The organism is Bifidobacterium sp. KRGSERBCFTRI, from assembly GCF_025908335.1.
The window spans coordinates 557,143-582,759 of the sequence record NZ_CP109653.1; the positions used below are offsets into that span (position 1 = coordinate 557,143).

Annotated in this window: 14 protein-coding genes and 1 tRNA gene; 10 read left to right on the forward strand and 5 right to left on the reverse strand. The window is 64.3% G+C overall.

The window, feature by feature from the left end:
- The 5 genes from OGI63_RS02250 (at position 1) to OGI63_RS02270 (ending at position 12,685) form a co-directional block, all read left to right on the forward strand.
- On the forward strand, positions 1–1,632 hold the full coding sequence (locus tag OGI63_RS02250) for an acyl-CoA carboxylase subunit beta (protein WP_004268447.1): 1,632 nt from the start codon (positions 1–3) through the stop codon (positions 1,630–1,632).
- Positions 1,633–1,765: 133 nt separating this feature from the next.
- Positions 1,766–11,083, forward strand: coding sequence for a type I polyketide synthase (locus OGI63_RS02255; RefSeq protein WP_004268448.1), 9,318 nt, complete (start codon positions 1,766–1,768; stop codon positions 11,081–11,083).
- A 232-nt stretch (positions 11,084–11,315) separates the two neighbouring features.
- Positions 11,316–11,762 (forward strand): holo-ACP synthase, encoded by a 447-nt coding sequence (locus OGI63_RS02260; RefSeq protein WP_004268458.1) that lies wholly within the window; start codon positions 11,316–11,318, stop codon positions 11,760–11,762.
- Positions 11,763–11,822: 60 nt separating this feature from the next.
- Positions 11,823–11,896, forward strand: a tRNA-Gly gene (locus OGI63_RS02265).
- A gap of 78 nt (positions 11,897–11,974) precedes the next feature.
- On the forward strand, positions 11,975–12,685 hold the full coding sequence (locus OGI63_RS02270; protein ID WP_004268460.1) for a hypothetical protein: 711 nt from the start codon (positions 11,975–11,977) through the stop codon (positions 12,683–12,685).
- A gap of 75 nt (positions 12,686–12,760) precedes the next feature.
- Here the strand turns inward: OGI63_RS02270 and OGI63_RS02275 are convergent, their stop codons facing one another.
- Positions 12,761–13,732 (reverse strand): lactate/malate family dehydrogenase, encoded by a 972-nt coding sequence (locus OGI63_RS02275; RefSeq protein WP_004268463.1) that lies wholly within the window; start codon positions 13,730–13,732, stop codon positions 12,761–12,763.
- Between the two features lie 307 nt (positions 13,733–14,039).
- Here OGI63_RS02275 and rpsO point away from each other — a divergent pair, with 307 nt between their 5' ends.
- From rpsO to OGI63_RS02295, 4 genes are all read left to right on the forward strand, one after another.
- Positions 14,040–14,309, forward strand: coding sequence for a 30S ribosomal protein S15 (gene rpsO, locus OGI63_RS02280; protein WP_004268464.1), 270 nt, complete (start codon positions 14,040–14,042; stop codon positions 14,307–14,309).
- Between the two features lie 341 nt (positions 14,310–14,650).
- Positions 14,651–17,272, forward strand: a complete 2,622-nt coding sequence (locus tag OGI63_RS02285) for a polyribonucleotide nucleotidyltransferase (RefSeq protein WP_004268467.1) — start codon at positions 14,651–14,653, stop codon at positions 17,270–17,272.
- A gap of 288 nt (positions 17,273–17,560) precedes the next feature.
- On the forward strand, positions 17,561–18,136 hold the full coding sequence (locus OGI63_RS02290) for a LemA family protein (protein ID WP_004268470.1): 576 nt from the start codon (positions 17,561–17,563) through the stop codon (positions 18,134–18,136).
- A gap of 85 nt (positions 18,137–18,221) precedes the next feature.
- Positions 18,222–20,438 carry a DUF2207 domain-containing protein gene (locus OGI63_RS02295; RefSeq protein WP_004268471.1) on the forward strand — a complete coding sequence of 739 codons (2,217 nt, stop codon included), beginning with the start codon at positions 18,222–18,224 and terminating at the stop codon, positions 20,436–20,438.
- On the opposite strand, the gene nrdF is transcribed toward OGI63_RS02295, so the two are convergent.
- The 4 genes from nrdF to OGI63_RS02315 are packed head-to-tail and all read right to left on the reverse strand — an operon-like array spanning position 20,435 to position 24,261.
- Positions 20,435–21,400 (reverse strand): class 1b ribonucleoside-diphosphate reductase subunit beta, encoded by a 966-nt coding sequence (nrdF, locus tag OGI63_RS02300; protein ID WP_004268473.1) that lies wholly within the window; start codon positions 21,398–21,400, stop codon positions 20,435–20,437. The genes OGI63_RS02295 and nrdF overlap by 4 nt on opposite strands.
- Before the next feature lie 39 nt (positions 21,401–21,439).
- On the reverse strand, positions 21,440–23,566 hold the full coding sequence (nrdE, locus tag OGI63_RS02305; RefSeq protein WP_012619692.1) for a class 1b ribonucleoside-diphosphate reductase subunit alpha: 2,127 nt from the start codon (positions 23,564–23,566) through the stop codon (positions 21,440–21,442).
- Between the two features lie 9 nt (positions 23,567–23,575).
- Entirely contained in the window at positions 23,576–24,001 is a 426-nt protein-coding gene (gene nrdI / locus OGI63_RS02310) for a class Ib ribonucleoside-diphosphate reductase assembly flavoprotein NrdI (RefSeq protein ID WP_004268475.1), read from the reverse strand.
- The gene (locus tag OGI63_RS02315; RefSeq protein ID WP_004268477.1) at positions 23,998–24,261 is read right to left on the reverse strand and encodes a glutaredoxin family protein; all 264 of its coding nucleotides are present in this window, start codon (positions 24,259–24,261) and stop codon (positions 23,998–24,000) included. Before OGI63_RS02315 ends, nrdI begins: the two co-directional genes overlap by 4 nt.
- Positions 24,262–24,569: 308 nt before the next feature.
- On the opposite strand from OGI63_RS02315, the gene OGI63_RS02320 reads away from it, so the two are divergent.
- On the forward strand, positions 24,570–25,433 hold the full coding sequence (locus OGI63_RS02320; RefSeq protein WP_004268479.1) for an aldo/keto reductase: 864 nt from the start codon (positions 24,570–24,572) through the stop codon (positions 25,431–25,433).
- Positions 25,434–25,617 lie beyond the last annotated feature (184 nt).

A 25,617-nucleotide genomic window follows, 5' to 3' on the forward strand; every position in this document is an offset into this window, starting at 1 on the left:
ATGATCGACAGCATCGATGCCAATCTCGCCGCGGTCGAAGCCGCCGATGCCGCCGCAGCCAATGGCGCGGACGCGCAGGGGGCCATGCGCCAGCCGATCCGACCCGCGGTGACCAAGGCCGCGGAACTCGCGCGGGACGCAGAGAACAGGGCGCGCGACCGCCAGCATGTGAAAGGCAAGTTCACGGCGCGTGAACGCCTCGACCTGCTGCTCGACTCCGGAACCTTCGAGGAGATCGGGCGGTTCCGCGGCGGTGACATCAACAAGGGCGTCGCCGGTTCCGCCGTGATCACCGGATTCGGCGAGGTCTGGGGGCGCAAGGTGGCCGTCTACGCACAGGACTTCTCGGTGCGTGGTGGTTCCCTGGGCGTTGCGGAAGGTCGCAAGATCTGCCATCTGATGGATCAGGCGCTCGCGCTGCGCGTGCCGATCATCGCGCTCATCGACTCCGGCGGCGCGCGCATTCAGGAGGGTGTCGCGGCGCTCACCGAATACGGCAACATCTTCCGCAAGACCTGCGAGGCCAGCGGATTCGTGCCGCAGCTCTCATTGATTCTCGGACCGTGCGCCGGCGGCGCCGTGTATTGCCCGGCGCTGACCGACCTGATCATCATGACCCGGGAGAACTCGAATATGTTCGTCACCGGGCCCGACGTGATCAAGGCCTCCACCGGCGAGTCGATCAGCATGGACGATCTCGGTGGCGGCATCGTGCACAACGTGAAATCTGGCGTCGCGCACTATCTGGGCGCCGACGAGGCGGATGCAATCGACTACGCGCGCACGGTGCTCGCCTATCTGCCGGCCAACAGCGGGCAGACGGCCCCGCGCTACGCCTATATGGCCACGCGCGCGGACCGCGACATCGCCGAACGGCTCGGCACCGTGGTGCCCGGGAACGAACGCCAGCCCTACGACGTGCTCGACGTGATCCGCTGCCTCGTCGACTACGGCGAGTTCGTGCAGGTGCATGAGCTGTTCGCGCAATCCGCCGTCGTCGGTTTCGCCTGCATGGACGGCCAGCCGGTGGGCATCGTCGCGAACCAGCCGAACGTGAACGCCGGCGCGCTGGACGTCGATTCATCGGAGAAGGTGGCGCGCTTCGTGCGTCTGTGCGACGCGTTCAATCTGCCCATCATCACCCTGGTCGACACGCCCGGGTACAAACCGGGCGCCGAGCAGGAGCACGCCGGCATCATCCGCCGCGGCGCGAAGGTGATCTACGCGTATGCGAACGCGCAGGTGCCGCTCGTCACCGTGATCATGCGCAAGGCCTACGGCGGCGCCTACATCGTGATGGGATCCAAGGCGATTGGCGCGGACCTCAACTACGCGTGGCCCACCAGCCAGATCGCCGTGCTCGGCGCGGCGGGTGCCGTGAACATCATCCATCGCAAGGACCTGCAGAAAGCCAAGGACGCCGGTCGTGACGTCGAAGCGGTGCGCGCGAAGTACATCGCCGAGTACGAGGAGACGACGGTGAACGCGAATCTGTCGATGGAGATCGGCCAGGTGGACGCGATGATCGATCCCGAGCAGACCCGCGAGGTGCTCGTGGACTCCCTGAAGACGCTCGCCTCCAAACGCCGCGTGAGCCGCACCGGCAAGCATCACGGCAACCAGCCGCTCTAGGTCGGGCCCAGCATGCCGGGTTATCCACACCAGACCGTGTGCATTTGTTGACGCGCGGGAAAAGTTATCCACAATCCACATCCGCAGAACCCATCCGTAATTCATACCCACACAAGAAATGAGAGACAGCAGTATGAGCACCCCGGAATTCTTTGTGAACCGACTCAATTCGGAGCCACACGCCCTTATGTTCGCCGGCCAGTCCACGCCATGGGTCGTGGCCGTCAAGCAGCTCATGGACGATCCAGAGCTGGCACAGCGGCTCATCGACCACGTGGCTGCCGCCCACGACCTGCTCACCCCGGTTTCGGCGCAATTGCTGGCGACGACCGGCCGTGAGACCGATCTGTTCTCCTTCGAAGCGAACCCGGCCAAGCTCGGCCCCGCAGCCGATGCCACCGCCAGCATCGAAGGCATCGCGCTCGCACAGCTCGGCGCCCTGCTCGACCTCGACCAGCTCGGCTACACGCTGGCCAGTGCGAATCCGGTGGCCTTGCTCGGCCATTCGCAGGGCATTCTCGGCGTGCATATGGCGCAGGCCATCATCGACGCCGGCTCGATCGAAGCCGCACGCCCGCAGATCGACGAGATTCTCGCCATCGCCGCACTCATCGGCGCGGCAGGCACCCGCGAGGCCCGCGCCCACGGCTTGGTGCGCAAGTACGGTGACGCCACGCCGATGCTCTCGGTGAAGGGCATTCTGCCGGCCCAGGCCGACGAGCTCATTCGCCGCGTGGACGACGCCCGCGGGCCGATCGCCGTGGCCGTGATCAATTCCGCGAACCACGTCGTGCTCTCCGGCCACCCGCAGGACCTCGCCTCCTTCGCCGTCGAAGTGGCCAAGGAGCACAAGCACCAGGCGCAGCTGCGCGCCGAGAAGGTGCGTGGCGGCAGCGTGTTCGACCCGGTGCTCGAATACCTCGAGGTGACGCTGCCGTTCCACAGCCCGATCATGGAACAGGCCGTCGAGCAGACGGTGGCCTGGGCCGAGGAATGCGGCATCGACGTGGCCCGTGCCCGTGTGCTCGCCGGCGAGGTGCTCGTCAATCAGGTGGATTGGAGCGCGCAGGTGGCGAATCTGTTCAAGGAGAACGATCCGCGCACGTTGTGGGCCGTGGATCTCGGTCCCGGCACCACGCTCGCCAAGCTGTTCGGCACAGTGGCCGAAGGCACCGGCGTGGGTGTTGTGGAGGCGGCGAACGTTGCCGACCGCGCCAAGCTTGCCACGGAGACCGACGCCCCCGCCCGCATGCAGGATTGGACGCAGTACGTTCCGCAGGTGGTGCGGACCCTGCAGGGCGAGCGCATCGAGACCGCGTTCACCCGCCTGACCGGCAAGCCGCCGGTGCTGCTCGCCGGCATGACGCCCACCACCGTGGACCCCGAGATCGTGGCCGCGGCGGCCAATGCCGGCTACTGGGCCGAGCTCGCGGGCGGCGGCCAGGTGACCGCCGACGTGTTCGACCGCCATGTGGCCGAGCTCGAGGAGCAGCTCGACGAAGGCCGCACCGTGGAATTCAATGCGATGTTCATGGACCGCTACCTGTGGAATCTGCAGTTCGGCACCTCCCGCATCGTGCCGAAGAAGCGTGCCTCGGGCGCCCCGATCGACGGCGTGGTCATCTCCGCCGGCATCCCCGAGCCCGACGAGGCGGTGGCTCTGGTGAAGGAGCTCAACGCCGAGGGGTTCCCGTATGTGTGCTTCAAGCCGGGCACCGTGGACCAGATTCGCCAGGTGGTGCGCATCGCCAAGGCGGTTGCGCCCGCGAACATTCTCGTGCAGGTCGAAGGCGGCTCCGCCGGGGGCCACCACAGCTGGGAGTCGCTTGACGACCTGCTGCTCAACACGTATGCCCAAGTGCGCGAGCAGAGCAATCTCGTGCTCGTCGTCGGCGGCGGCATCGGCACCCCGGAACGCGCCGCCGACTATATCTCGGGCGAATGGTCCACACGTTACGACCATCCGCTCATGCCGGTGGACGGCGTGCTCGTCGGCACCGCGGTCATGACCGCCAAGGAGGCGCACACGTCGCCGGAGGTCAAGCAGCTGCTCGTCGCGACGCCGGGTATTGCCGACGCCGGTTCCGACGCCGCAGCCGACGTGTTTGCCCCGCTCGGCGAGGCCTGGGTGCCGAGCGGCAAGGCCGTGGGCGGCGTTTCCAGCGGCCTGAGCCATTTGCACGCCGACATTTACGAACTCGAGAACGCATCGGCCCGCTGCGGCCGCCTGCTCGTGCGCGTGATGAAGCACCCGGAGGAGCTCGAAAGCCGCCGCCAGGAGATCATCGACGCCCTGAACGAGACCGCCAAGCCCTATTTCGGCGACCTGAGCGGCATGACCTACGAGGATTGGGCACGTCGGTTCGCCGAACTCTCGTTCCCGTGGGCCGACGGCACGTATGCGGACCGCTACCTGCACCTGCTGCAGCGCATCGAAGCACGTGTGATTGACCTCGAACAGGGCGAGTTCACGCCGATGTTCTCCACGCGCGCCGACGTGGAGTCCGATCCGTTCGCCGCACTCGCCGCATTGGTGGAGGCCTACCCGCAGATGGGCGAACTCAAGGTGGTGCCCACCGACGAGGCGTGGTTCATCGAACTCGTACGCGAATACCCCAAGCCAATGCCGTTCGTGCCGGCCATCGACAACGACCTGTTGCGCTGGTGGGGGCAGGACCAGCTGTGGCAGAGCGAGGATCCGCGCTATTCCGCAGACTCCGTGCGCATCATCCCCGGCCCGATCTCGGTGGCCGGCATCACCACCGTGGACGAGCCCGTCGCCGACATTCTGGGCCGCTTCAGCGATGCGATGACCGCGCGCGTGGCGTCCAACGCGGCTTCCCGGACCGATCGCTTCGCATTGCTTGCCGACTGCGAGGACGCCGAGGACTTCATTCGCCGCAGCCCGAACATCTCGTGGATCGGCCACCAGATGGCCAACCCGGCCTTCGGCACCGCCCGCGGCGACGCGAACTACGAACTGAAGCACCTCGGCCGCGACGAGCAGGCCGGCGTGGAACAGTTCGACCTCGACATCCACCTCGACACGTTCTGGGACGACGACCCGGACGGCGGCCTTTCCAAGCACGCCGTGCGCGACATCGTCATTCCGCTCAACGTGACGCTCGACGCCACCGGCATGATCCCGGTGGTCGACCGTGAACGCCTGCCCGAACACGTGTACCGCATGCTCGCCGACACCGCCGGCATCGGCAACACCGCCATCACCGGCGACAAACTCGAGGCGATGCCGCAGATCACCGAGGTGGCCGACACCGAGACCTTCCCGTTCGGCCAGGCGCATGCGGGCTACACGCTCTCCGCCAACCTCGGCTTCGACCACGAGGCGGCCACCGGTGGCGCACTGCCAATGGATCTCACGCCGTCCCGCATCGCGCCCGACGCACTCGTGGGACCGGCATGGCCGGCCATCTATGCGGCGCTCGGCTCCGTCATGGTGGACGGGTACCCGGTGATCGAGGGCCTGCTCAACGCCGTCCATCTCGACCATCTCATCGAGCTCGAGGTGAGCGAGGACGAGCTCCTCGCACATACCGGCGAGGAAATCTCGCTGACGGGCTGGGCCGAACCCTACTTCGAATCCGCCAGCGGACGCGTCGTCACCATCCATGTGCGGCATACGGCCGCCGACGGCACCGTGTTGGCCAACGAAACCGAACGATTCGCCATTCGCGGCCGTGCCTACAACGACGCCCTGCCGGCCGCGGCACCCGACTTCGGCGGCATCGATGAGCAGATTGTCTCCACGCCACGCCGCATGCTGCGTCGCGTGAACGTCAGGGCACCCCATGAGATGACCGCGTTCGCCCGCACTTCGGGTGATTTCAACCCGATCCACACCTCGCACCGTGGCGCGGCGATCAGCGGCCTGACGCAGCCGCTCGTGCACGGCATGTGGCTCTCCGCCACCGCCCAGCACGCCGTGCAGGCGCTCGACGAGCAGGGTGCGCACTACGAGATCGCAGGCTGGACCTACAACATGTACGGCATGGTGCAGCTCGACGACGAGGTGGAGATCTCCATCGAACGCATCGGCCGTGTGGCGCACGCCGGCCTCGTGCTCGAGGTGACCTGCCGCATCGACGGCAGCATCGTCTCGCGTGCCACGGCGATCGCCCGTGCGCCGATCAGCGCGTTCGTATATCCCGGTCAGGGCATTCAGCAGCAGGGCATGGTGCTTGACGAGCGTGCCAAGTCGCCGGCCGCCCGCGACGTATGGGAGCGCGCGGACAGGCTCACCCGCGAGCGCCTCGGGTTCTCGATTCTCGCCGTCGTGCGTGACAATCCGAAGGAACTCACCGCCAACGGCGTCACCTACCGTCACCCGGAGGGCCTGCTCAATCTCACCCAGTTCACACAGGTCGCGCTCGCCACTGTTGCGTTCGCGCAGACCGCACGCATGCAGGAGGCGGGGGCAGACATTCGCCCGTCGTACTTCGCCGGCCATTCACTCGGCGAATACAACGCGCTGAGCTCCTTCGCCCATGTGATCCCGCTGGAGACCGTGCTCGAACTCGTGTTCCACCGCGGCTCCACCATGCACCACCTGATCGACCGTGACGCGCAGGGCCGTTCGAACTACCGCATGGGCGCCCTCAGGCCCAACCAGTTCGGCGTGGACGACGCGCATGTGAAGGAATACGTGGAGTCGGTGGCCAAGGCGAGCGGCGAGTTCCTCGAGATCGTCAACTACAATCTCGCCGGCCAGCAGTACGCCATTGCCGGCACGATCGCAGGCCTCAAGGCGCTCCAGGCGGATTCCGCTCGGCGCGTGGCCGAATATGGCGGCAAGCCGGCGTTCATTCTCGTGCCCGGCATCGATGTGCCGTTCCATTCGACGCTGCTGCGCAAGGGTGTGCCCGAGTTCCGCGACAAGCTCGACGCGCTGCTTCCCGCCGAGATCGACTACCGTGGCGCGCTCGAAGGGCTCTACATTCCGAATCTCGTGGCCGCGCCGTTCGAGATGACGAAGGAGTTCGCGCAGAAGATTCTCGACGTGGTGCCCAGCGAGCGCATCGCCGCCGCATTGGCCGACGACGCCGTGTGGGATTCCTATGCCGCCGACGACCAGAAGCTCGGCCGTCTGCTGCTCACCGAGCTGCTCTCCTGGCAGTTCGCCTCGCCGGTGCGCTGGATCGAAACGCAGGCGCTGCTGTTCGGTTCGGCCGAACAGGGAGGCTTGGGCGTCGAGGAGATTGTCGAAGTGGGTCTGGGCAATGCGCCCACGCTTGCGAATCTTGCCTCGAAGACGTTGCGTCTGCCGGAGTTCTCCCGCCGCCATGTGACCGTGTACAACGTGGGCCGCGACGAAGGACGCGTGTATATGACCGATTCCGACTCGCTCGTGCCCGAGGTCGACGATGTGCGGACCCCTGCGGCCGACCCGGCCGCCCCTGCGCAGGCCGTCGCCGCAGCGAACGCCTCCGCGAGCGTCGTCGTGGAAACCGCCGAGCCCGTGGCACCCGTGGCACCTGCGGGCGGTGTTTCCGGCGCCAATGTGCCGGACCTCGACTACCGTGCCCATGACGCCATCGAGATGCTGCTCTCCTACGCCGCCAAGGTGCGTCCGGAGCAGATCGGCGAGAACGACACGACCGACACGCTCACCAATGGCGTCTCCTCGCGTCGCAACCAGCTGCTCATGGACATCAGCTCCGAGCTCGGCGTGGCCAGTGTGGACGGCGCCGCCGAGGCGAGCATTCGCGACCTCAATGCGTTGGTAGACAAGGTTGCGCCGAATTACAAGGCATTCGGCCCGGTGCTTTCCGACATCGTACGTGACCGCGTACGCAGTCTCTTCGGTGCCGCCGGCGTCAAGCTGCCGCAGATCACCAAGCGCGTGACCGAGACCTGGCAGCTCGGCGAAGGCTGGGCCAACCATGTGGTGGGCCAGCTCGTGCTCGCCACCCGTGAGGGCACCAGCTCCCGTGGCGGCGACCTCGCCACGCTGGGCACCGATGCGGCGTCCAATGCGGCGGCTGCGAACGCATTGATCGATGCGGCCGTGCAGGCCGTGGCCGCGGCACACAGCGTGCAGGTGGCCATGCCGAGCGCCGGTGGCGCGTCCGGTGGCGTGGTCGATTCGGCTGCCCTCGACGCCTACGCGCAGTCCGTCACCGGTTCCGACGGTGTGCTCGCCGCCACCGCGCGTTTCGTGCTGGGCCAGCTCGGTCTCGCCGAACCGAACGCGGTGGAGGCGGAAGACGAGAATGCCGCCATCGTGGCCACGGTGGAGGCCGAACTCGGCTCCGACTGGCCGGCACAGGTGGCCCCGCGCTTCGACGAGCGCCAGGCCATTCTCTTCGACGACCGTTGGGCCTCCGCCCGTGAGGACCTCGCACGCGCCTACTACAACGGGGAAACCGACGCGATCGCCGGCGATTTCACCGGTGCGGGCGCGGCAGTGGCCCGGCAGGCGGCATGGTATGCCCAGCAGTCCGCGGGCAGCGCGCTTGCCGAGCAGTACGAGCGTATCGCACAGCAGGCCATGGAATCCACGCAATCTGCACACCTTGAATATGACGGCGAAGTGGCGGTGGTCACCGGCGTCGCCCCGAACTCGATCGCGGCACAGGTGGTGAACGGTCTGCTCGCAGAGGGCGCCACGGTAATCGCGACCTCGCACAGCTTCAAGCCGAGCGTCAAGGCGTGGGCGCAGCGCACCTACCGCGAGCATGCACAGGGCGATGCCAAGCTGTGGCTCGTGCCGGCGAATCTGTCGAGCTACCGCGATGTGGATGCGCTCGTGAACTGGGTGGGCCACGTGCAGAAGAAGACGAGCGGTGCCACCACCACGGTGCTCAAGCCCGCATACGAGCCGAGCCTGTTCTTCCCGTTCGCCGCGCCGCCGGTGCACGGTTCGCTGGCCGATTCGGGTGCATTGTTCGAATCGCAGGCGCGCCTGATGCTGTGGGGCGTGGAACGTGCGATCGCCGGATTCGCGGCGATCGGCGCCGACACCGACGTGCAGCACAAGCTCCATGTGGTGCTCCCGGGTTCGCCGAACCGTGGCGTGTTCGGCGGCGACGGCGCGTACGGCGAGGTGAAGAGCGCCTTCGACGCCATCGTCAACCGTGCGCGCAGCGAACAGGTGTGGTCGAATCGCGTCACCTTCGCCCATCCGAAGATCGGCTGGGTGCGCGGCACCGGTCTCATGGGCGGCAACGACCCGCTCGTCGAAGTTGTGGAGCGGCACGGTCTGAAAACCTATTCCACCGAACAGATCGCCGAGGAACTGCTCAAGCTCACCACGGCGGCCGCGCGTGAGCAGGCGCAGGTGGCGCCGCTCGACGTCGACCTGACCGGCGGCCTTGGCTCCGAGCCGATCGACATCAAGGCCCTGCGTGCGCAGGCCCTCGCCGATGCGGCTCCTGACGCGGCGGAGGAGACGTCGGAAACCGAAGCGGACGCGCCGATCAAGGCATTGCCGAGCCCCCGCGTGCCGCATCAGGCCGCCGTCGACCTCGCCGAATGGGAGCGCGTAAGCGCGAAGCCGGAGGACGAGATCGTCATCGTCTCGATCGGCGAACTGGGCCCATGGGGATCCGGTCGCACCCGTGCAGAAGCCGAGCTCGGCATCCATGCGGACGGCGAGGTCGACCTCTCGGCGGGCGCGGTGCTCGAACTGGCATGGAACATGGGCCTGCTCAGCTGGCAGGATTCGCCGAAGCCGGGCTGGTACGACACCGACGGCAATCTGGTCCCCGAAACCGACATCGCGGAACGCTACCATGACGAGGTCGTGGCGAAGTCCGGCGTGCGGCCGTTCGAAACCGGCATGGGGTCGGACTACCGCAGCGGCACCGACGAGGAGGAGGCCGAGGTCTACCTCGACCACGACGTGACCTTCGGTGTGCCGACGCGCCAGATCGCCGACGAATACGTGGCGATGGACCCCGAGCACACGAGCCTGGCTCAGGACGGGGAGAGCGGCGAGTGGAACGTCACCCGCCATGCCGGATCCATGATCCGCGTGCCGCGCCGCGCCGCGATGACGCGCACGGTGGGCGGCCAGTTCCCCGACGGCTTCGACCCGCTCAAGTGGGGCATCCCGGCCTCCATGGTGGGCGATGTGGACGAGATCGCTCTGTGGAACATCGTCACCACAGTGGACGCCTACCTGTCGGCAGGATTCACGCCAGCGGAGATTCTCGAGGCCGTGCACCCGTCGATGGTCGCCTCCACGCAGGGCACGGGCTTCGGCGGCATGTCGAGCATGCGCAAACTCTATCTCGACCGGTTCCTGAACCACGAGATCCCCACCGACATTCTGCAGGAGGCATTGCCGAACGTGGTCGCCGCGCATGTGATGCAAAGCTACATCGGCGGCTACGGCAACATGGTGCAGCCGGTCTCGGCATGCGCCACGGCGGCCGTCTCGCTCGAGGAGGGCGCAGACAAGATCGCGCTCGGCAAGGCCGACTTCGTGGTGACCGGTGCGATCGACGACATCGGCGTGGAATCGGTGATCGGCTTCGGCAACATGAACGCCACCGCCAATTCGCAGGAGATGCTCGACAAAGGCATTGCGCCACGCTTCTTCTCGCGGGCGAACGACCGTCGCCGCGGAGGGTTCGTGGAATCGCAGGGCGGCGGCACGATCCTGCTCACCCGCGGCGACATCGCCTTACGTCTGGGCCTGCCGGTCGCCGGCGTGGTCGGATTCGTGCATTCGTACGCCGACGGCGCGCACACCTCGATCCCGGCACCCGGTCTCGGCGCCCTGGCCGCCGGCATGGGTGGCCGCTCGTCGAAGCTCGTGCGTGACCTGGCACGGCTCGGAGTCGACCCCGACGACATCACCGTCGTGTCGAAGCACGACACCTCCACGAACGCGAACGACCCCAACGAGTCCGAGCTGCACAACACGCTGGCCCACGCCATAGGCCGCGAGGACGGCAATCCGCTGTTCGTGATCTCGCAGAAGTCGCTCACCGGCCACGCGAAGGGCGGTGCGTGCATCTTCCAGGTCAACGGCATCACCCAACTGTTCAAAAGCGGTGTGATCCCGGCGAATGCCTCGCTCGAATGCGTCGACCCTAAGCTCGAGCGTGACGACCTCATGGTGTGGCTGCGCGAGCCACTGCACATCGGTTCGCGCCACACGGTGAAGGCGGCGTTGGCCACATCGCTCGGCTTCGGCCACGTGAGCGGCTTCACGGCCATTGTGCACCCGGGCGCCTTCGAGGCCGCCGTCGAGCACACCGCCGGCGTCGAGGCCCTCAAGGCCTGGCGTGCACGCGCCAACGAGCGTCTGGCAGCGGGCCGCCGCCACTTCGAGGAGGGCATGATGGGCCGGGCGGCACTCTACGAGCCGATCGACAACCGCCGCTTCCACGAAGACGGCCGCGGCTACGACGCGCACGAGGTGGAGAAGGCCATGCTGCTCGACCCGGACGCGCGTCTCGGCGCCGATGGGTACTTCGCCTGACGGTTCACGCGGATTTCGCCGCACATGCGCGAATCTGCCCGCAATGATCCGCCACTATGACGGAACAATGCCATGAGTTTCGCCATAGCGGCGCAGATTCCCGCGTGGAGGACGAAATCTGCGGCATTCGTGGATAATCAGTGTGTTCGCCAATGTCTCGGCGAACACGAAAGACCCTCGCGAAGATGGTCGGGTAATCTGCAGCCAGAGCGCAGCGAGGGTGGAGGTGACGATGATGCTCGGTCTGGGGCACGATGTGGTCGACGTCGGCGCGTTCGCGGAACAGCTCGAGATGCCAGGCACGCGTATGACGCGGCTCTTCTCCGCGCGCGAGTGCCGGCAGGCGAGTCTGCGCGCGTCGATCAAGCACGACGGCGAGGCGTTGCATCTGGCGGCGAAGTGGGCGGCGAAGGAGTCTGTGGTCAAGGCGTGGTGCGAGGCACTCGTCGGCCGTGGAATCACCGAGCGCCCATACACGGTGGACGACACGCCATGGTCGCGCATCGAGATCGTCGACGACGCCACAGGGTGCCCACGCGTCGTCATGGCAGCGGAAGTCCATGTCGAGCTGTGCCGCTCGCTGGCAGTGACGGAAAGCGCTGAGCCGGTCTGGCACGTGTCGATTTCGCACGACGGCGGCATCGCATCGGCGGTAGCCGTGCTCGACATGCGGGAGTGACCGCCGTGGATTGCCTGCGGGGGGAGGGTTGTGTATAATGGCAACGTTGCCTCGGCACACGCGGATGTAGCTCAATGGTAGAGCCTCAGTCTTCCAAACTGATTACGCGGGTTCGATTCCCGTCATCCGCTCCACTCGAAATGGCTGGATGTGAATCCAGCCATTTTCGCTATATGGCAGAATATGCAGCAGCACGAACGGGGAGGGCACGCATGCCGGATTCCGAGCAGCAGGAGATCGCCAGGCTCCGATCCGAGCCTGCCGCCACACCGACGACGCCGAGCAGCGCGGGCGTGATGGCCCAGAACATCGTCTCGAAGCACCCCGAGGCGACGATACCGGAATCTGACATCTCGCTGGCCGACATCGAACGCAAGCAGTCGAACCCGGTGAAGTGGACCGTGTCAATCGTGCTCGTGCTCGCCGCGCTCATCGCACCGTTCTGGGTGGGGCGCTCGTTCGCCGTGCACAGCACCGCCCGCGTGATCGAGCAGCTCGGCCACTTCACGTCCTACGGCATCGCTCTGGTGAGCTGGGGCGTGACCACGATGATCTTCGTCTCGCTCATCATGATGATCGTGGACAACCGCCGCATGGCATGGTTCGGCTCGTTCATCGTCTTCCTCTCGCTCGAACAGTTCATAGGCGGCCTCTCGCTGTTCAAACTGAACTTCTGGAGCTCCACGTACGTGATCTACGGCAGTCATGCCTATGTGGCGAATGCGGCGAATCTGGGCGTCATCGCGTCGGCGCTCGCGCTCGCCGTGTTCGCGATCGTGTGGGTCGGTCTGCTCGTCATGATCCGCAAGGATTCGCCGCTCAACGTGCTCACCCATGTGTGGGTCTCGTTCATCATGTTCCTCGTCTTCGAGCTGGCCGCGCTCGCGATTCTGTTCTGCGGCGGATTCATGGCCGTCGCATAGCACACCCGGTTGCCGTACCTGGTTTGTCTCACCAAGAGGACACCAAGGGGAACCGAGGACGCGGACGAAGTCGGATCATAGAATATGCGTGCGCGCAAGGTTCTCTTTCACGTGTGCGCAGCTCTTGCGGAATTCGTCGATCTCCGCGTCGGACAGATCGAGGCGCATGACCTCCTCCACGCCGTCGGCGCCCACCACGCACGGCAGTGAGATGAAGAAGCCCTCCTCGCCATATTCGCCGGTGAGCAGCGTGGAGCATGCGGTGATGTAATGCTCGTTCGAGATGACCGCGCGCACGAGTCTGCACGCGGCGTCGGCCACCGCGAACTCGGTGCAGTGCTTGCCGGCGTACGTGACATATCCGCCCTTGCGCGCCTCGGCCTCGAGCTCGGCGTAGTCGAAGGCGAAGCGCTCCGGCTGCTCCATGGCAAGCTGGGAGAGCGGCTTGCCACCGAAATACACATTGCTCCATGCGGCGAACTGGCTGTTGCCGTGCTCGCCGAGCATGTATGCGGTGATCGAATGCTGGTCGTAGCCGGTGACGCGCGACAGCACATACTTGAGTCTGCTCGAATCGAGCGCGGTGCCGGTGCCGATGATGCGCCGCGGATCCATGCCCGATTCCTTCCAGATTTCAGTGGCCACCACGTCGCAGGGGTTCGCGATCGTGATCCAGATGCCGTGGAATCCGGCGTCCGCGATCGTCTTGATGAACGTCTTCGCCGTGTCGGTGGTGAAGAAGAGCTCGCCGTCGCGGTCCTTGGACGACAGCGAGACGTCGCCGGCGCAGTTCACGATCACATCGCACTGCGCGAGCTGCGCGTAGTCGTCGCCGCAGTTGTGCAGCGCCACATTGTGCGGGCAGAATGCGAGCGAATCGCCGAGGTCCTGCACTTCGGCGGCGAGTTTCTTGCTGCGGTCGCGCTCGCCCGAGCAGATCTCGGTCATGTACAGTTCGTCCGCGATGCCCTGCAACACCAGGCTGTTCGCCACGTGCGCGCCGACGTGACCCATGCCGACGATGCCGATCTTCGTGCAGATTCCCATTTCCTCTTCTCCTCTCTCATGCGTCTGTGACGCGGGTGTGACGCCGCCCCGCACAGATTCCGCGAATGCGGGGCGGTAAATGACTCTGAGTATATGAAGCGCAGATATCGTCAAAAGCTGGTGTGTCGGTCGCGTACGTCGTGGGCGAACAAAAAGGCCGCATCATGGTCGCCTGAGGCTGTGGTGTGCGTGAGGATGTCCATCGTCCGCTCCAGTGCGTAGAATGGTCGATTGGCGTGTTTCGCCCGCGGATAGAGAGCGCTCCGGCATGAGGTCGGTGGCACCGCGCAGTTACAAGGAGGATGCCGTGGCACTGACGGCTGAAGAAAAGCAGGACATCATCGCTAAGTACGCTACCCATGAGGGTGACACGGGCTCCCCGGAGGTCCAGATCGCACTGCTCACCAAGCGCATTGCCGATCTCACCGAGCACCTGAAGTTCCACAAGCACGATCACCACTCCCGTCGCGGTCTGCTGCTCATGGTCGGCGATCGTCGTCGTCTTCTCGACTACCTGAAGAAGGTCGACATCGAGCGTTACCGCTCCCTGATCGAGCGTCTCGGCCTGCGCCGCTAGTCTTGTGCCCGAGCTCTGCCGGAGTTCGGGCCTTTTTGTATTCGGTTCGTACCCGGCAATCCGCAAATGGGTTCGTGGATTGCCGGATTGCCGTGGAATGCTGGGAGCGCATGCGGAAGATGACGTGGCCGCCTGCGACATCGCTTAATTCGTGAGAGAACCCACGCGGGGGCGCGCGGGAGGCGGTATACAATCTGAAGTTGGTGAGAATGCGCCGGGACGGCGCAATCGGCATGTTCGCCGGCAGGGTACCGGCGATGCGGGATACGCCCGTGGGTGCGTGGATGCTTGCGCGCCTGAATGTATGTAGGTAAAGAAAAAATAACTAAAGGAGGAACCCTATGGAGGGTCCCGAAATCAAGGCTGTTGAAGCCGTAATTGACAATGGTTCGTTCGGCAGGCGCACGGTGCGCTTCGAGACCGGACGGCTCGCCCGGCAGGCGGACGGCGCCGTGGCCGCCTACCTCGACGACGATTCGATGGTGCTTTCCACCACGACCGCCGGCTCCAGCCCGAAGGAGAACTACGACTTCTTCCCGCTCACCGTGGACGTGGAGGAGAAGATGTACGCGGCCGGCAAGATCCCCGGCTCGTTCTTCCGCCGTGAAGGCCGCCCGAGCTCCGAGGCCATTCTGGCTTGCCGCATTATCGACCGTCCGCTACGCCCGCTCTTCCCGCACACGCTGCGCAACGAGGTGCAGGTCGTGGAGACCGTGCTCGCCGTGAACCCGGAGGATTCCTACGACGTGCTCGCCCTGAACGCGGCCTCCGCCTCCACGCTCATCTCCGGCCTGCCGTTCACCGGCCCGGTCGGTGGCGTGCGGCTCGCCCTGATCGACGGCCAGTGGGTCGCGTTCCCGCGTTGGAGCGAACGTGAGCGCGCCGTGTTCGAGATCGTGGTGGCCGGTCGTGTGGTCGAAAGCGGCGACGTCGCCATCGCCATGATCGAGGCCGGTGCCGGCAAGAACGCATGGAACCTCATTTATGACGAAGGCCAGCAGAAGCCGGATGAAGAGGTCGTGGCCGGCGGTCTGGAGGCCGCCAAGCCGTTCATCAAGGTGCTGTGCGATGCACAGAACGAGCTCAAGCGCCTCGCCGCCAAGGAGACCCGCGAGTTCACGCTGTTCCCGGAGTACACTGACGACCTGTACAACCGCATCGACGAGATCGCGCACGCCGACCTAGATGAGGCGCTGTCGATCGCCGAGAAGCTGCCGCGTCAGGAGCGCATCGCCGAGATCAAGCAGCGCGTCAAGGACACGCTGTCCGTCGAGTTCACCGACATGGACGAGATGGAGAAAGACAAGGAGATCGGCAACGCGTTCAAGGAGCTGCAGCGCCAGATCGTGCGCCGTCGCATCCTCACGCAGGACTACCGCATCGACGGCCGTGGCCTGCGTGACATCCGCACGCTCTCCGCCGAGATCGACGTGGTGCCCCGCGTGCATGGCTCCGCCCTGTTCCAGCGCGGCGAAACCCAGATTCTGGGCATCACCACGCTCAACATGCTCAAGATGGAGCAGCAGATCGACGCCCTGTCGGGCCCGACCACCAAGCGCTATATGCACAACTACGAGATGCCGCCGTATTCGACCGGCGAGACCGGTCGCGTCGGCTCCCCGAAGCGCCGCGAAATCGGCCACGGCGCCCTCGCCGAGAAGGCCATCGTGCCGGTGCTTCCCAGCCGTGAGGAGTTCCCGTACGCCATCCGCCAGGTCTCCGAGGCCATCGGATCCAACGGTTCCACCTCTATGGGTTCTGTGTGCGCCTCAACGCTGTCGCTGCTCGCAGCCGGCGTGCCGCTCAAGGCACCGGTGGCCGGCATCGCGATGGGTCTGGTCTCCGGTGACGTGGACGGCCAGCACATCTACAAGACGCTCACCGACATTCTCGGTGCCGAAGACGCCTTCGGCGACATGGACTTCAAGGTCGCCGGCACCGCCGACTTCATCACCGCCCTGCAGCTCGACACCAAGCTCGACGGCATTCCGGCCGACGTGCTTGCCGGTGCGCTCAAGCAGGCCCATGAAGCACGCAAGACCATTCTCGAGGTGATCAACGAGTGCATCGACGGCCCGGCCGAGATGAGCCCGTTCGCACCGCGCATCATCACCACCACCGTCCCGGTGGACAAGATCGGCGAGGTCATTGGCCCGAAGGGCAAGATGATCAACCAGATCCAGGAAGACACCGGCGCCGAGATCGCGATCGAAGACGACGGCACCGTCTACATCTCCTCCGAAGGTGGCGAGGCCGCCGAGAAGGCGAAGCAGATCATCGACGAGATCGCCAACCCGCACGTGCCGCAGGCCGGCGAGACCTACAAGGGCACCGTGGTGAAGACCACGTCGTTCGGCGCCTTCGTCAACCTGACGCCGGGCATCGATGGCCTGCTGCACATCTCGCAGATTCGCAACCTCGCCGATGGCCAGCGCATCGACGCCGTCGAGGACGTGCTCAAGGAAGGCGATTCCGTGGAGGTCGTGGTGCAGGGCGTCGACGACCGCGGCAAGATCTCCCTGGCCATCCCGGGCTTCGAGAACCAGGAGAACAATGCCGGTGGACGCCGTTCCGACGACCGTCCGCGCCGTGATGACCGCCGTCATTCCGACGACCGCCGCCGTGACGACCGTCCGCGCCGCCGTTCCGACGACCGTGACCGTGACTACGACGACCGTCCGCGCCGTCGCCGTGACTACGACGATGACCGTGATTACGATGATCGTCCGCGTCGCCGCTCACACCGTGACTACGATGACGATCGCGATTACGATGATCGTCCGCGCCGCTCCGACCGTCGCCGTGACTACGACGATGACCGTCCGCGCCGTCGCCGCAATGATGATCGCAATCCGCGCTATGTCGCCGATGAGAACTACGACGAATACCGCGAGGGACGTGAGGTGCGCCACGAGCGTCCGCGTCGTCGTGTGCGCCGCGACTTCGATCCGTTCGACGACTGAGCCGAACATCCGGGCGTTCTGAATCGACTGGATCGATTTAGATAGCGTGTTTGCATAAGGGAGGATCCGGCAATGCCGATCCTCCCTTTGTCATATCCGGGCGCCTTCCATCCATGTGTCGAGACGGACAGACATCTATGTGGTGTCGGGGAATCCGGACATTCGCAGCCATGCTGATGGGCGTGATCCGCAAAGCCTCTCATGAGCTGGACACCGATTATGTGAGGGTATGGTGAAATGCGATAATCGTGCCATTGCGTGCGCACCGGGCGCATGGAAGGAGAAGATATGAGCGGTTGGATTATCGCGCTGATTGTGATTGCAATCATTCTCGTGCTGACAATCTGGGTCATCGGCATGTACAACAGTCTCATCGGCATGCGCAACCGGGTTGGCAACAGCTGGGCGCAGGTGGATGTGCTACTCAAGCAGCGTGCGGATCTCATTCCGAATCTCGTGGAGGTCGTGAAAGGGTACGCCACGCATGAGTCGACCGTGTTCGAACAGGTGACGAAAGCACGCGCCGGCGTCGTGGAAGTCGCGAACAACCCAAATTCCACGCTCGAGCAGCGCGCTGCAGCCGAGCAGGCACTCACCAACGCGATGGTGAATCTGCGGGCGATTGTCGAAGCATACCCGGACCTCAAGGCGAACCAGAACTTCCTCGACCTGCAGGGACGCCTCGCCAGCCTCGAAGACAAGATCGCCTATGGCCGCCAGTTCTACAACGACACCGTGCTCAAGTACAACAACCGCATCATGCAGGTGCCCACGAACATCATCGCCGGCATGTTCCACTTCCAGCCGGCCCAGTATTTCGCCGCGGACGAGGCCGATCGCTCGGTCCCGCAAGTCAAGTTCTGAGTTCCCGCGCCCCGCGTATGCGCATGGCCGTATACGCGGGGCGTTCGTATACTCTGCGCGCTTCGCGTGCGATGCAAGGACATCGATGAAGAAACTCTCACGCTCCGTTTTCAGCTCATTCACCATCAGCTGCATCATCATTGTGGCGACGCTGCTCCTCGGCTACTTCGTGGCCACCGACGCCAACAATTCGGATCTGAGCTACCGTGCGCTCGACTACAATGTGCGGGTGGAAGACAACGGCGATCTGCGCATCCGCGAGACCGTCGACGTCAAGCTCGACTCCCGCAAGGACGAAGATGACAATCCGAAGCCGTGGAAACAGCTGTACCAGCAGTACACGCTCAGGTCGTCGAATCTGACCAACATCACGAACATCAGCGTGAAGAACCTCACCTCGGGGGAGGAATACACGCAGACCGAACCGCAGTCGCCCTCCGGCATCTCGAACTCCACCTGGAACGAGAAGTTCGCCAGACGCTGGTACATAGCCGATGTCACCGACGGCGACACGAACCCGAAGCCCTATGAACCATTGACCGACGGTCTCGCCTCAAGCGGCAGTGATGGTGTGGTGACGAAGACGGTGGAGATAGGTTGGAACATCCCAGCCACACAATCGTCCAGCAGCAAGCGATTCCAGATCGACATGACATGGGAGGGCGTGACGACCGCCTACAACGACGTCGCGAAATTCCAGTGGGAGCCCTTCGGTGCGAAGAACCAGACGCCGATCGGCGTGATGACGACGACCGTGGAGTTCCCCGCAGGCGTGACGAGGAGCGACTCGTGGGCATGGCTCCATTACAGCGGCAACTCAAGCACGGAGCGAACGGCCAACGGGCTCAAGTTCACCGCCTACAACGTCAGATCCGGGCAGTACCTCGACCTCGTGGCGATGATCGGCGCCAACCACATGCATGGTGTGACACGTCATGTGGACGAAGACACGAAGCAGTGGACGCTCGACGACGAGGCCCGTCAGGAGCGCGAATGGCATGAGCGGCAACGCCGGAATGCACAGCTGCGCATCGTGCTGTGGGTTGCCATTGCGGTGGCAGGTGCGCTGCTCGCGTTCTTCGGCATACGTTCCGCCATTCGCAGCGTGGATGCGGCCAAATACAAGGGCAACATCGAATACTGGCGTGAGCCGCCCAATATGAGCCCTGCGGCGGCGGCCCAGCTCTACGACATCGTGATGGGCGTGCGCAATGGTGGGGTGACACTCGCGAACCGCGAGATGGCGTCGACCATGATGTCGCTGGTGAGCAAGGGGGCAATCGCCGTGTATCCGGGCAAGGCCGAACTCTACCGTGGCATCGACATGTCGCGCGCCAACTCGGCCGGTCTCGCGCAGATGCTTTCGTCGAATGGGGCGAGCGAGAAGGAGCTCATGAAGACGAGCACGATTGTGATCATGCCGCGCGCGCTGGCCGAGCATCATGAGGAGCTGAACCTATGCGGTTCGGAGGAACGTCTGCTCGGCATTCTGATGGAGGCGTACAAGCGCATCCACTCGCCGGTGTTCGACCTCAGGCAGATGAACAAGGCGTTCAGGAAATGGACGAACGGATACAAGGCGATCGAGAAGTTCAATGCGGCCTGCAAGGCCGAACTCGAATCGCTGCACGCCACCAGATCCGTCGGCACGGCGGCGGTGACCTGCGGCATCCTCGGCATCATCGTCGGCATTGCAAGCGCGTTCTACTTCATTGCGGCGGAGCATAATTTTGCACTCGCATTGTGCATCAGCCTGCCGATCACCGTGCTGTGCCTGTTCGCGCTCGTCTACTGCACCACCACCGGCATCACCGATTCCGGCCAGCAGTATGCAGGGCAGGTGCGAGGGCTGGCCAAATACCTCGAGGACTTCAGTGAGTTCAGCGACCGCGGCGTGCTCGACCTGACGTTGTGGGACCGCTACCTCGTGTATGCGACGGCATTCGGCATCTCGAAGAAGGCGCTGCGGCAGCTGGCCGCCGCCTACCCGCAGGTCGCCGATCAGGATTGGCTCGATTCGAACGCCTCGAATCTCGGCCTGCTCTACTGGTCCACCAGACCGTCGACGATCGTCGGTTCGGGCATTGGCAATGCGCTCGCCAACGGCACCGGCTCGTTTGGTGGTTTCGCCGGCGGATTCGTGGACATCGGCACGCAGCTCAATTCGGGCTTCTCGTCGATTCAGTCCACAATCCGTTCCGCGGCCCCTTCGTCAAGCTCCGGTTCGGGCGGCTCGTTCGGTGGCGGCGGTTTCGGCGGCTCCGGCGGTGGTTCGGGCGGCGGCTCATTCGGCGGCCGTTAGAAGTCCCAATCGTCGTCGTCGGTCTCCTCGGCCCTGCCCATGACGTAGGAGCTGCCGGAACCCGAGAAGAAGTCGTGGTTCTCGTCGGCATTCGGCGAGAGCGCGGCCAGGATCGCCGGGTTCACGTCGCAGATCTCGCTCGGGAACAGGGCCGGGTAGCCGAGGTTCATCAACGCCTTGTTCGCGTTGTAGTGCAGGAACTTCTCCACGTCGTCGGACAACCCTACCTCGTCGTAGAGCGAGTGCGTGTACTCGACCTCGTTCTCGTACAGCTCGTTCAGCAGATCGTAGGTGTAGGTCTCCATCTCAGCGCGCTTGGCGTCGCTCGCCATCTCGAGGCCTTTCTGGTATTTGTAGCCGATGTAGTAGCCATGCACGGCCTCGTCGCGAATGATCAGTCGGATCACGTCGGCCGTGTTCGTCAGCTTCGCATGGCTCGAGAAGTACATGGGCAGGTAGAAGCCGGAGTAGAACAGGAACGATTCGAGCAGCGTCGACGCCACCTTGCGCTTCAGCGGGTCGTCTCCCTCGTAGTAGTCGAGCACAATCTGCGCCTTGCGCTGCAGGTGCGGGTTCTTTTCGCTCCAGTCGAAGGCCTCGTCGATCTCGCGTGTGGAGCACAGCGTGGAGAAGATCGACGAATAGCTCTTCGCATGCACGCTCTCCATGAACGCGATGTTCGTGTACACGGCCTCCTCGTGCGGGGTGAGCGCGTCGGGAATCAGGCTCACGGCGCCCACAGTGCCCTGGATCGTGTCGAGCAGCGTGAGCCCGGTGAACACGCGCATCGTGAGCGTGTGCTCGGCGTCGCTCATCTGCCGCCAATCCGGAATGTCATTCGAAACCGGCACTTTCTCGGGCAGCCAGAAATTGCCGGTGAGACGATCCCAGACCTCCAGGTCCTTCTCGTCATCCAATCGGTTCCAGTTGATGGCGGTAACGCGGTCGATGAGTTTTGGCATGACAGATCCTTTCAATAAATTTCGGCGAATGCGTGCCCGTCAGAGCATGCAGCTGACGCAGCCGGCGACTTCGGTGCCTTCGAGCGCCTGCTGGCGGATGCGTATGTAATAGAGCGTCTTGATCCCCTTGCGCCACGCATAGATCTGCGCTTTGTTCAGGTCGCGCGTCGTCACCGTGTCGGGGAAGAACAGCGTGAGCGAGAGTCCCTGGTCCACATGCGGCGTGGCCTCGGCGTAGGTGTCGACGATCGCTTTCCATCCGATTTCGTAGGCGTCGTCGTACAGGTCGAGGTTGTCGTTCGTCATGTATGGCGCCGGGTAATACATGCGGCCGATCTTGCCTTCCTTGCGAATCTCGATCTTCGAGGCGATCGGGTGGATCGAACTCGTGGCATGGTTGATGTACGAGATCGATCCGGTGGGCGGCACCGCCTGCAGATACTGATTGTAGATGCCGTCGCGCAGAATCTCGCCCTGCAGTTCGCGCCAGTCGCGTGCGGTGGGAATCCGCACACCGAAGCGTTCGAACAGTGCGCGCACGGTCCCGGTACGCGGTTCGGTGTCGAGGGAGCCGTCGAGATACTTGTCGAAGTAATTACCGTCGCTGGGCTGCCTGGCGTACGCGGAGTCGGCGAAGCGCGCGAACGCGTGGCCGTTCTCGACGGCGAGGGCATGCGAGGCGCGGTAGGCGTGGAACGCGACCGTCTCAAAATACATGTTTGTGAAATCGAGCGCTTCCGGTGAACCGTACCGTATGCCTTCGCGGGCGAGGAAGCCGTGCAGATTCATCTGACCAAGCCCGATGGCATGCCCCTCCTCGTTCGCGCGGGCGATCGAGGGCACCGCGCCGATATGCGTGTGCTGCGAGACCGCGGTGAGCGCGCGAATCGCCGTCTCCACCGGACCGGCGAGCCCGGCGTCCATCGCGCGCGCAATGTTGAGCGAACCGAGATTGCAGCTCACGTCACGGCCGACATGCGCATAGCTCAGGTCTTCGTAGTACGTGCTCGGTTCCTGCACCTGCAGAATTTCCGAGCACAGATTGCTCATCGTGATGCGCCCGTCAATCGGATTCGCCGCATTCGCCGTGTCTTCGAACAGCAGGTACGGGTAGCCGGATTCGAATTGGATCTCGGCGAGCGTGGTGAAGAACTCGCGCGCGTCGATGAAGGTCTTGCGAATGCGGTCGTCTGCAAGCATCTCCTCGTATTTTGCAGTGACATTGACATCCGCGAACGGCACGCCGTACACGCGCTCCACGTCGTACGGGCTGAACAATGCCATCTTCTCGCGGCGCTTCGCCAACTCGAACGTGATGTCGGGGATCACCACGCCGAGCGCGAGCGATTTGATGCGGATCTTCTCGTCCGCGTTCTCGCGCTTGGTGTCGAGGAACTTCAGGATGTCGGGGTGATGCGCGTGCAGATACACCGCGCCGGCACCTTGGCGAGCGCCGAGCTGGTTCGCATAGCTGAACGAGTCCTCGAGCAGTTTCATCACGGGGACGACTCCGCTCGACTGGTTCTCGATGTGCTTGATCGGCGCGCCCTCCTCCCGCAGATTGCTCAGCAGCAATGCCACGCCGCCGCCGCGTTTGCTCAGCTGGAGCGCCGCGTTGATGCCGCGTGAGATCGACTCCATATTGTCTTCAATGCGGACCAGAAAGCAGCTGACCGGCTCGCCGCGCTGCGCTTTGCCGAGGTTGAGAAACGTGGGCGTGGCCGGCTGGAACCGGCCGAGCACGATCTCGTCCAGCGTGCGCATGGCCATCGGCTCGTCGCCGTCGGCCAGCGCGAGCGAGACGGCGGCCGCGCGCTGCGGGAAGTCCTCCAGGTAATGCTCGCCGTCGAAGGTCTTCAACGCGTAGGAGCGGTAGAACTTGAACGCGCCCAGGAACGTCTCGAAACGGTGCGGCAATGCGTCGGCATGCGCATAGAACGCGTCGAGGAACTCGGGGGAGTATTTGCTGAACACGTCGTATTCGTAGTAGTGGTGGTCCACCAGATAGCGCAGGCGTTCGCGGGTGCTTTCGAAACGGATCATGCGCGGGGCCACGTGTTCGGCGAGGAAGGCATCCACGGCCTCGTGGTCCTTGTCGAACTGGATGTTGCCGTCCTCGTCGTAGAGGTTCAGCATGGCATTGAGGGAATGGTAGTCTGCGGTCATTGCGGTCTTTCAGTCGGTGGGGGTATCGGAGAAGAAGCGGCGGACGCCCTCGCGCACGGCATGGACGTCTTCCCGGGTGCCCATGAGTTCGAAGCGGTACATGAGCGGCACATGGCATTTGCGGGAGATGATGGGGCCGGCGGCCGCGTACGCCTCCCCGAAGTTCGTGTTGCCGGAGGCGATCACCCCGCGGATCCACTCGCGGTTCGCGGGGTCGTTGAGGAAGCGCTTGACTTGCGGGGGCACCGCTTTGCGCGCATCGCCGCCGCCATAGGTGGGCACGATGATGATGTACGGTTCGCGCACGTTGAGCGGTGCCGCATTGGGCTGCAGCGGTATGCGGAACACGTTGACGCCGCACGAGGGGAAATCGCAGTGTTCCACGAACCGTTCGGTGTTGCGCGACGCCGACGAGAAGTAGACAACGGCGCTCATGCGAGCACGCCGCTCGCTGAGGAGACCGTCTGCAGTCTGCGTGCGACATCGCGAATTCTGTCGGGGCGGTAGCCGGTCCAGAAGTCCGAGTCCACGAACACTACCGGCGCCTGACGGAAACCGGCTTCCTGCAGTGTGGCGAGCGCGACCGGGTCGGTGGTGATGTCGACGACGGTGTAGGGGGCGCCGAGTCTGTCGAACGCGCGTTTGGTGGCCGCACACTGCGGGCAGTTCGGTTTCGAATAGATGGTGATGTGCATTCGGTTCCTTCCGCTGTGCATGGGTGGGTACGTCTGCCAAAAACAATACCTTGTGTTTGAGTTTGCAGTGAACCACTACATCTAGTGTTTCGGTGTGTGAGGAACGCCACAAAGCGCCCGCTGCGTGCGTGTTTCAACGCGTGTTGCGCGCGGAGTGTGGATGCGCGGCTGTCGGGAGTGTGAGATTTCCCACACGGCACGCCGTCATGTTCGCCGCCAGCATGCCCGGGTGTGTCGGAGGTGAGGCGCAGTCTGTTCCCGCGCGCGCATACCATGTAAGGAAACACCGGTAGCAGATAAGGAGCAGCATGGTATTGCATAGGAATCTGGGCCCGTTTGACACCACGGCCATAGGCTTGGGCGAGATGCCGCTGACGATCGAGAACAATCTGGGGCCAAAGATGGGTGTGGAGACCATTCACGCCGCACTCGATGCGGGTTGCCGCCAGATTGACACGGCATGGGCGTACTACTGCTCCGGAGGCGAGGAGCAGACCGGCGAGAAGCTCGTGCGCGAGGCGCTCGCCAGCTGGGACGGTCCGCGTGACGAAGTGCTCGTGGCCACCAAGGTGGGGCACTTCCGCAACTTCACCGACGGCAAACCCACCTGGGATGTGGACGGCAGCCCGGAGAACCTGATCAAACGCGCCAAGCAGAGCGCATTCGAACTCGGTGTCGACATGATCGACCTGCTGTACTTCCACCGCCCCGACCCGAAGATCCCGTACGGCGAATCATGCGAGGCGATGAAGGAGATTCGCTCCATGGGCATCGCGCGCGAGATCGGCATTTCGAACGCGTCCATCGAGCAGATCGACATTGCGCGCGAGATTCTCGGCGACTCGCTGATCGCCGTGCAGAACCAGTTCTCGCCGATCTACACCGAGACAGCCGACACACTCGACTACTGCGGCAAGGTGGGGCTGAGCTTCGTGTGCTGGAGCCCGCTCGGCGGCTTCCGCAAGCCGAAGGACGAGTCGAAGTTCGACCCGTTCCGCGAGGTGGCCGAAGCGCATGGCGTGAGCTACCAGCAGGTCGTGCTCGCGTGGGAGCTCGCCAAGGGAAGCCACGTGTTCGTGATTCCGGGTGCGCACCGCCCCGCCACGATACTCGACTCGCTCAAGGCCGGCGATCTCGAACTCACGCCGGAGGAGCTCGCCAAGCTCGGCTGAGTCCGGGCGCCCGGCATAGGTTCGGCATAGGTCATGCGGCACGTTGCGCGGAATTTCCGTGTGGCGTGCCGTTTTGATGTCTCGTTGTGGTTCGTTTCGCGGAAGCATCCGTGTGATGTGCCGCAGATGCCCCCTCTTTGCGGTCGGTTGTTAGGAAGGTTCCGTGAAATGGGTCGCGGAACGG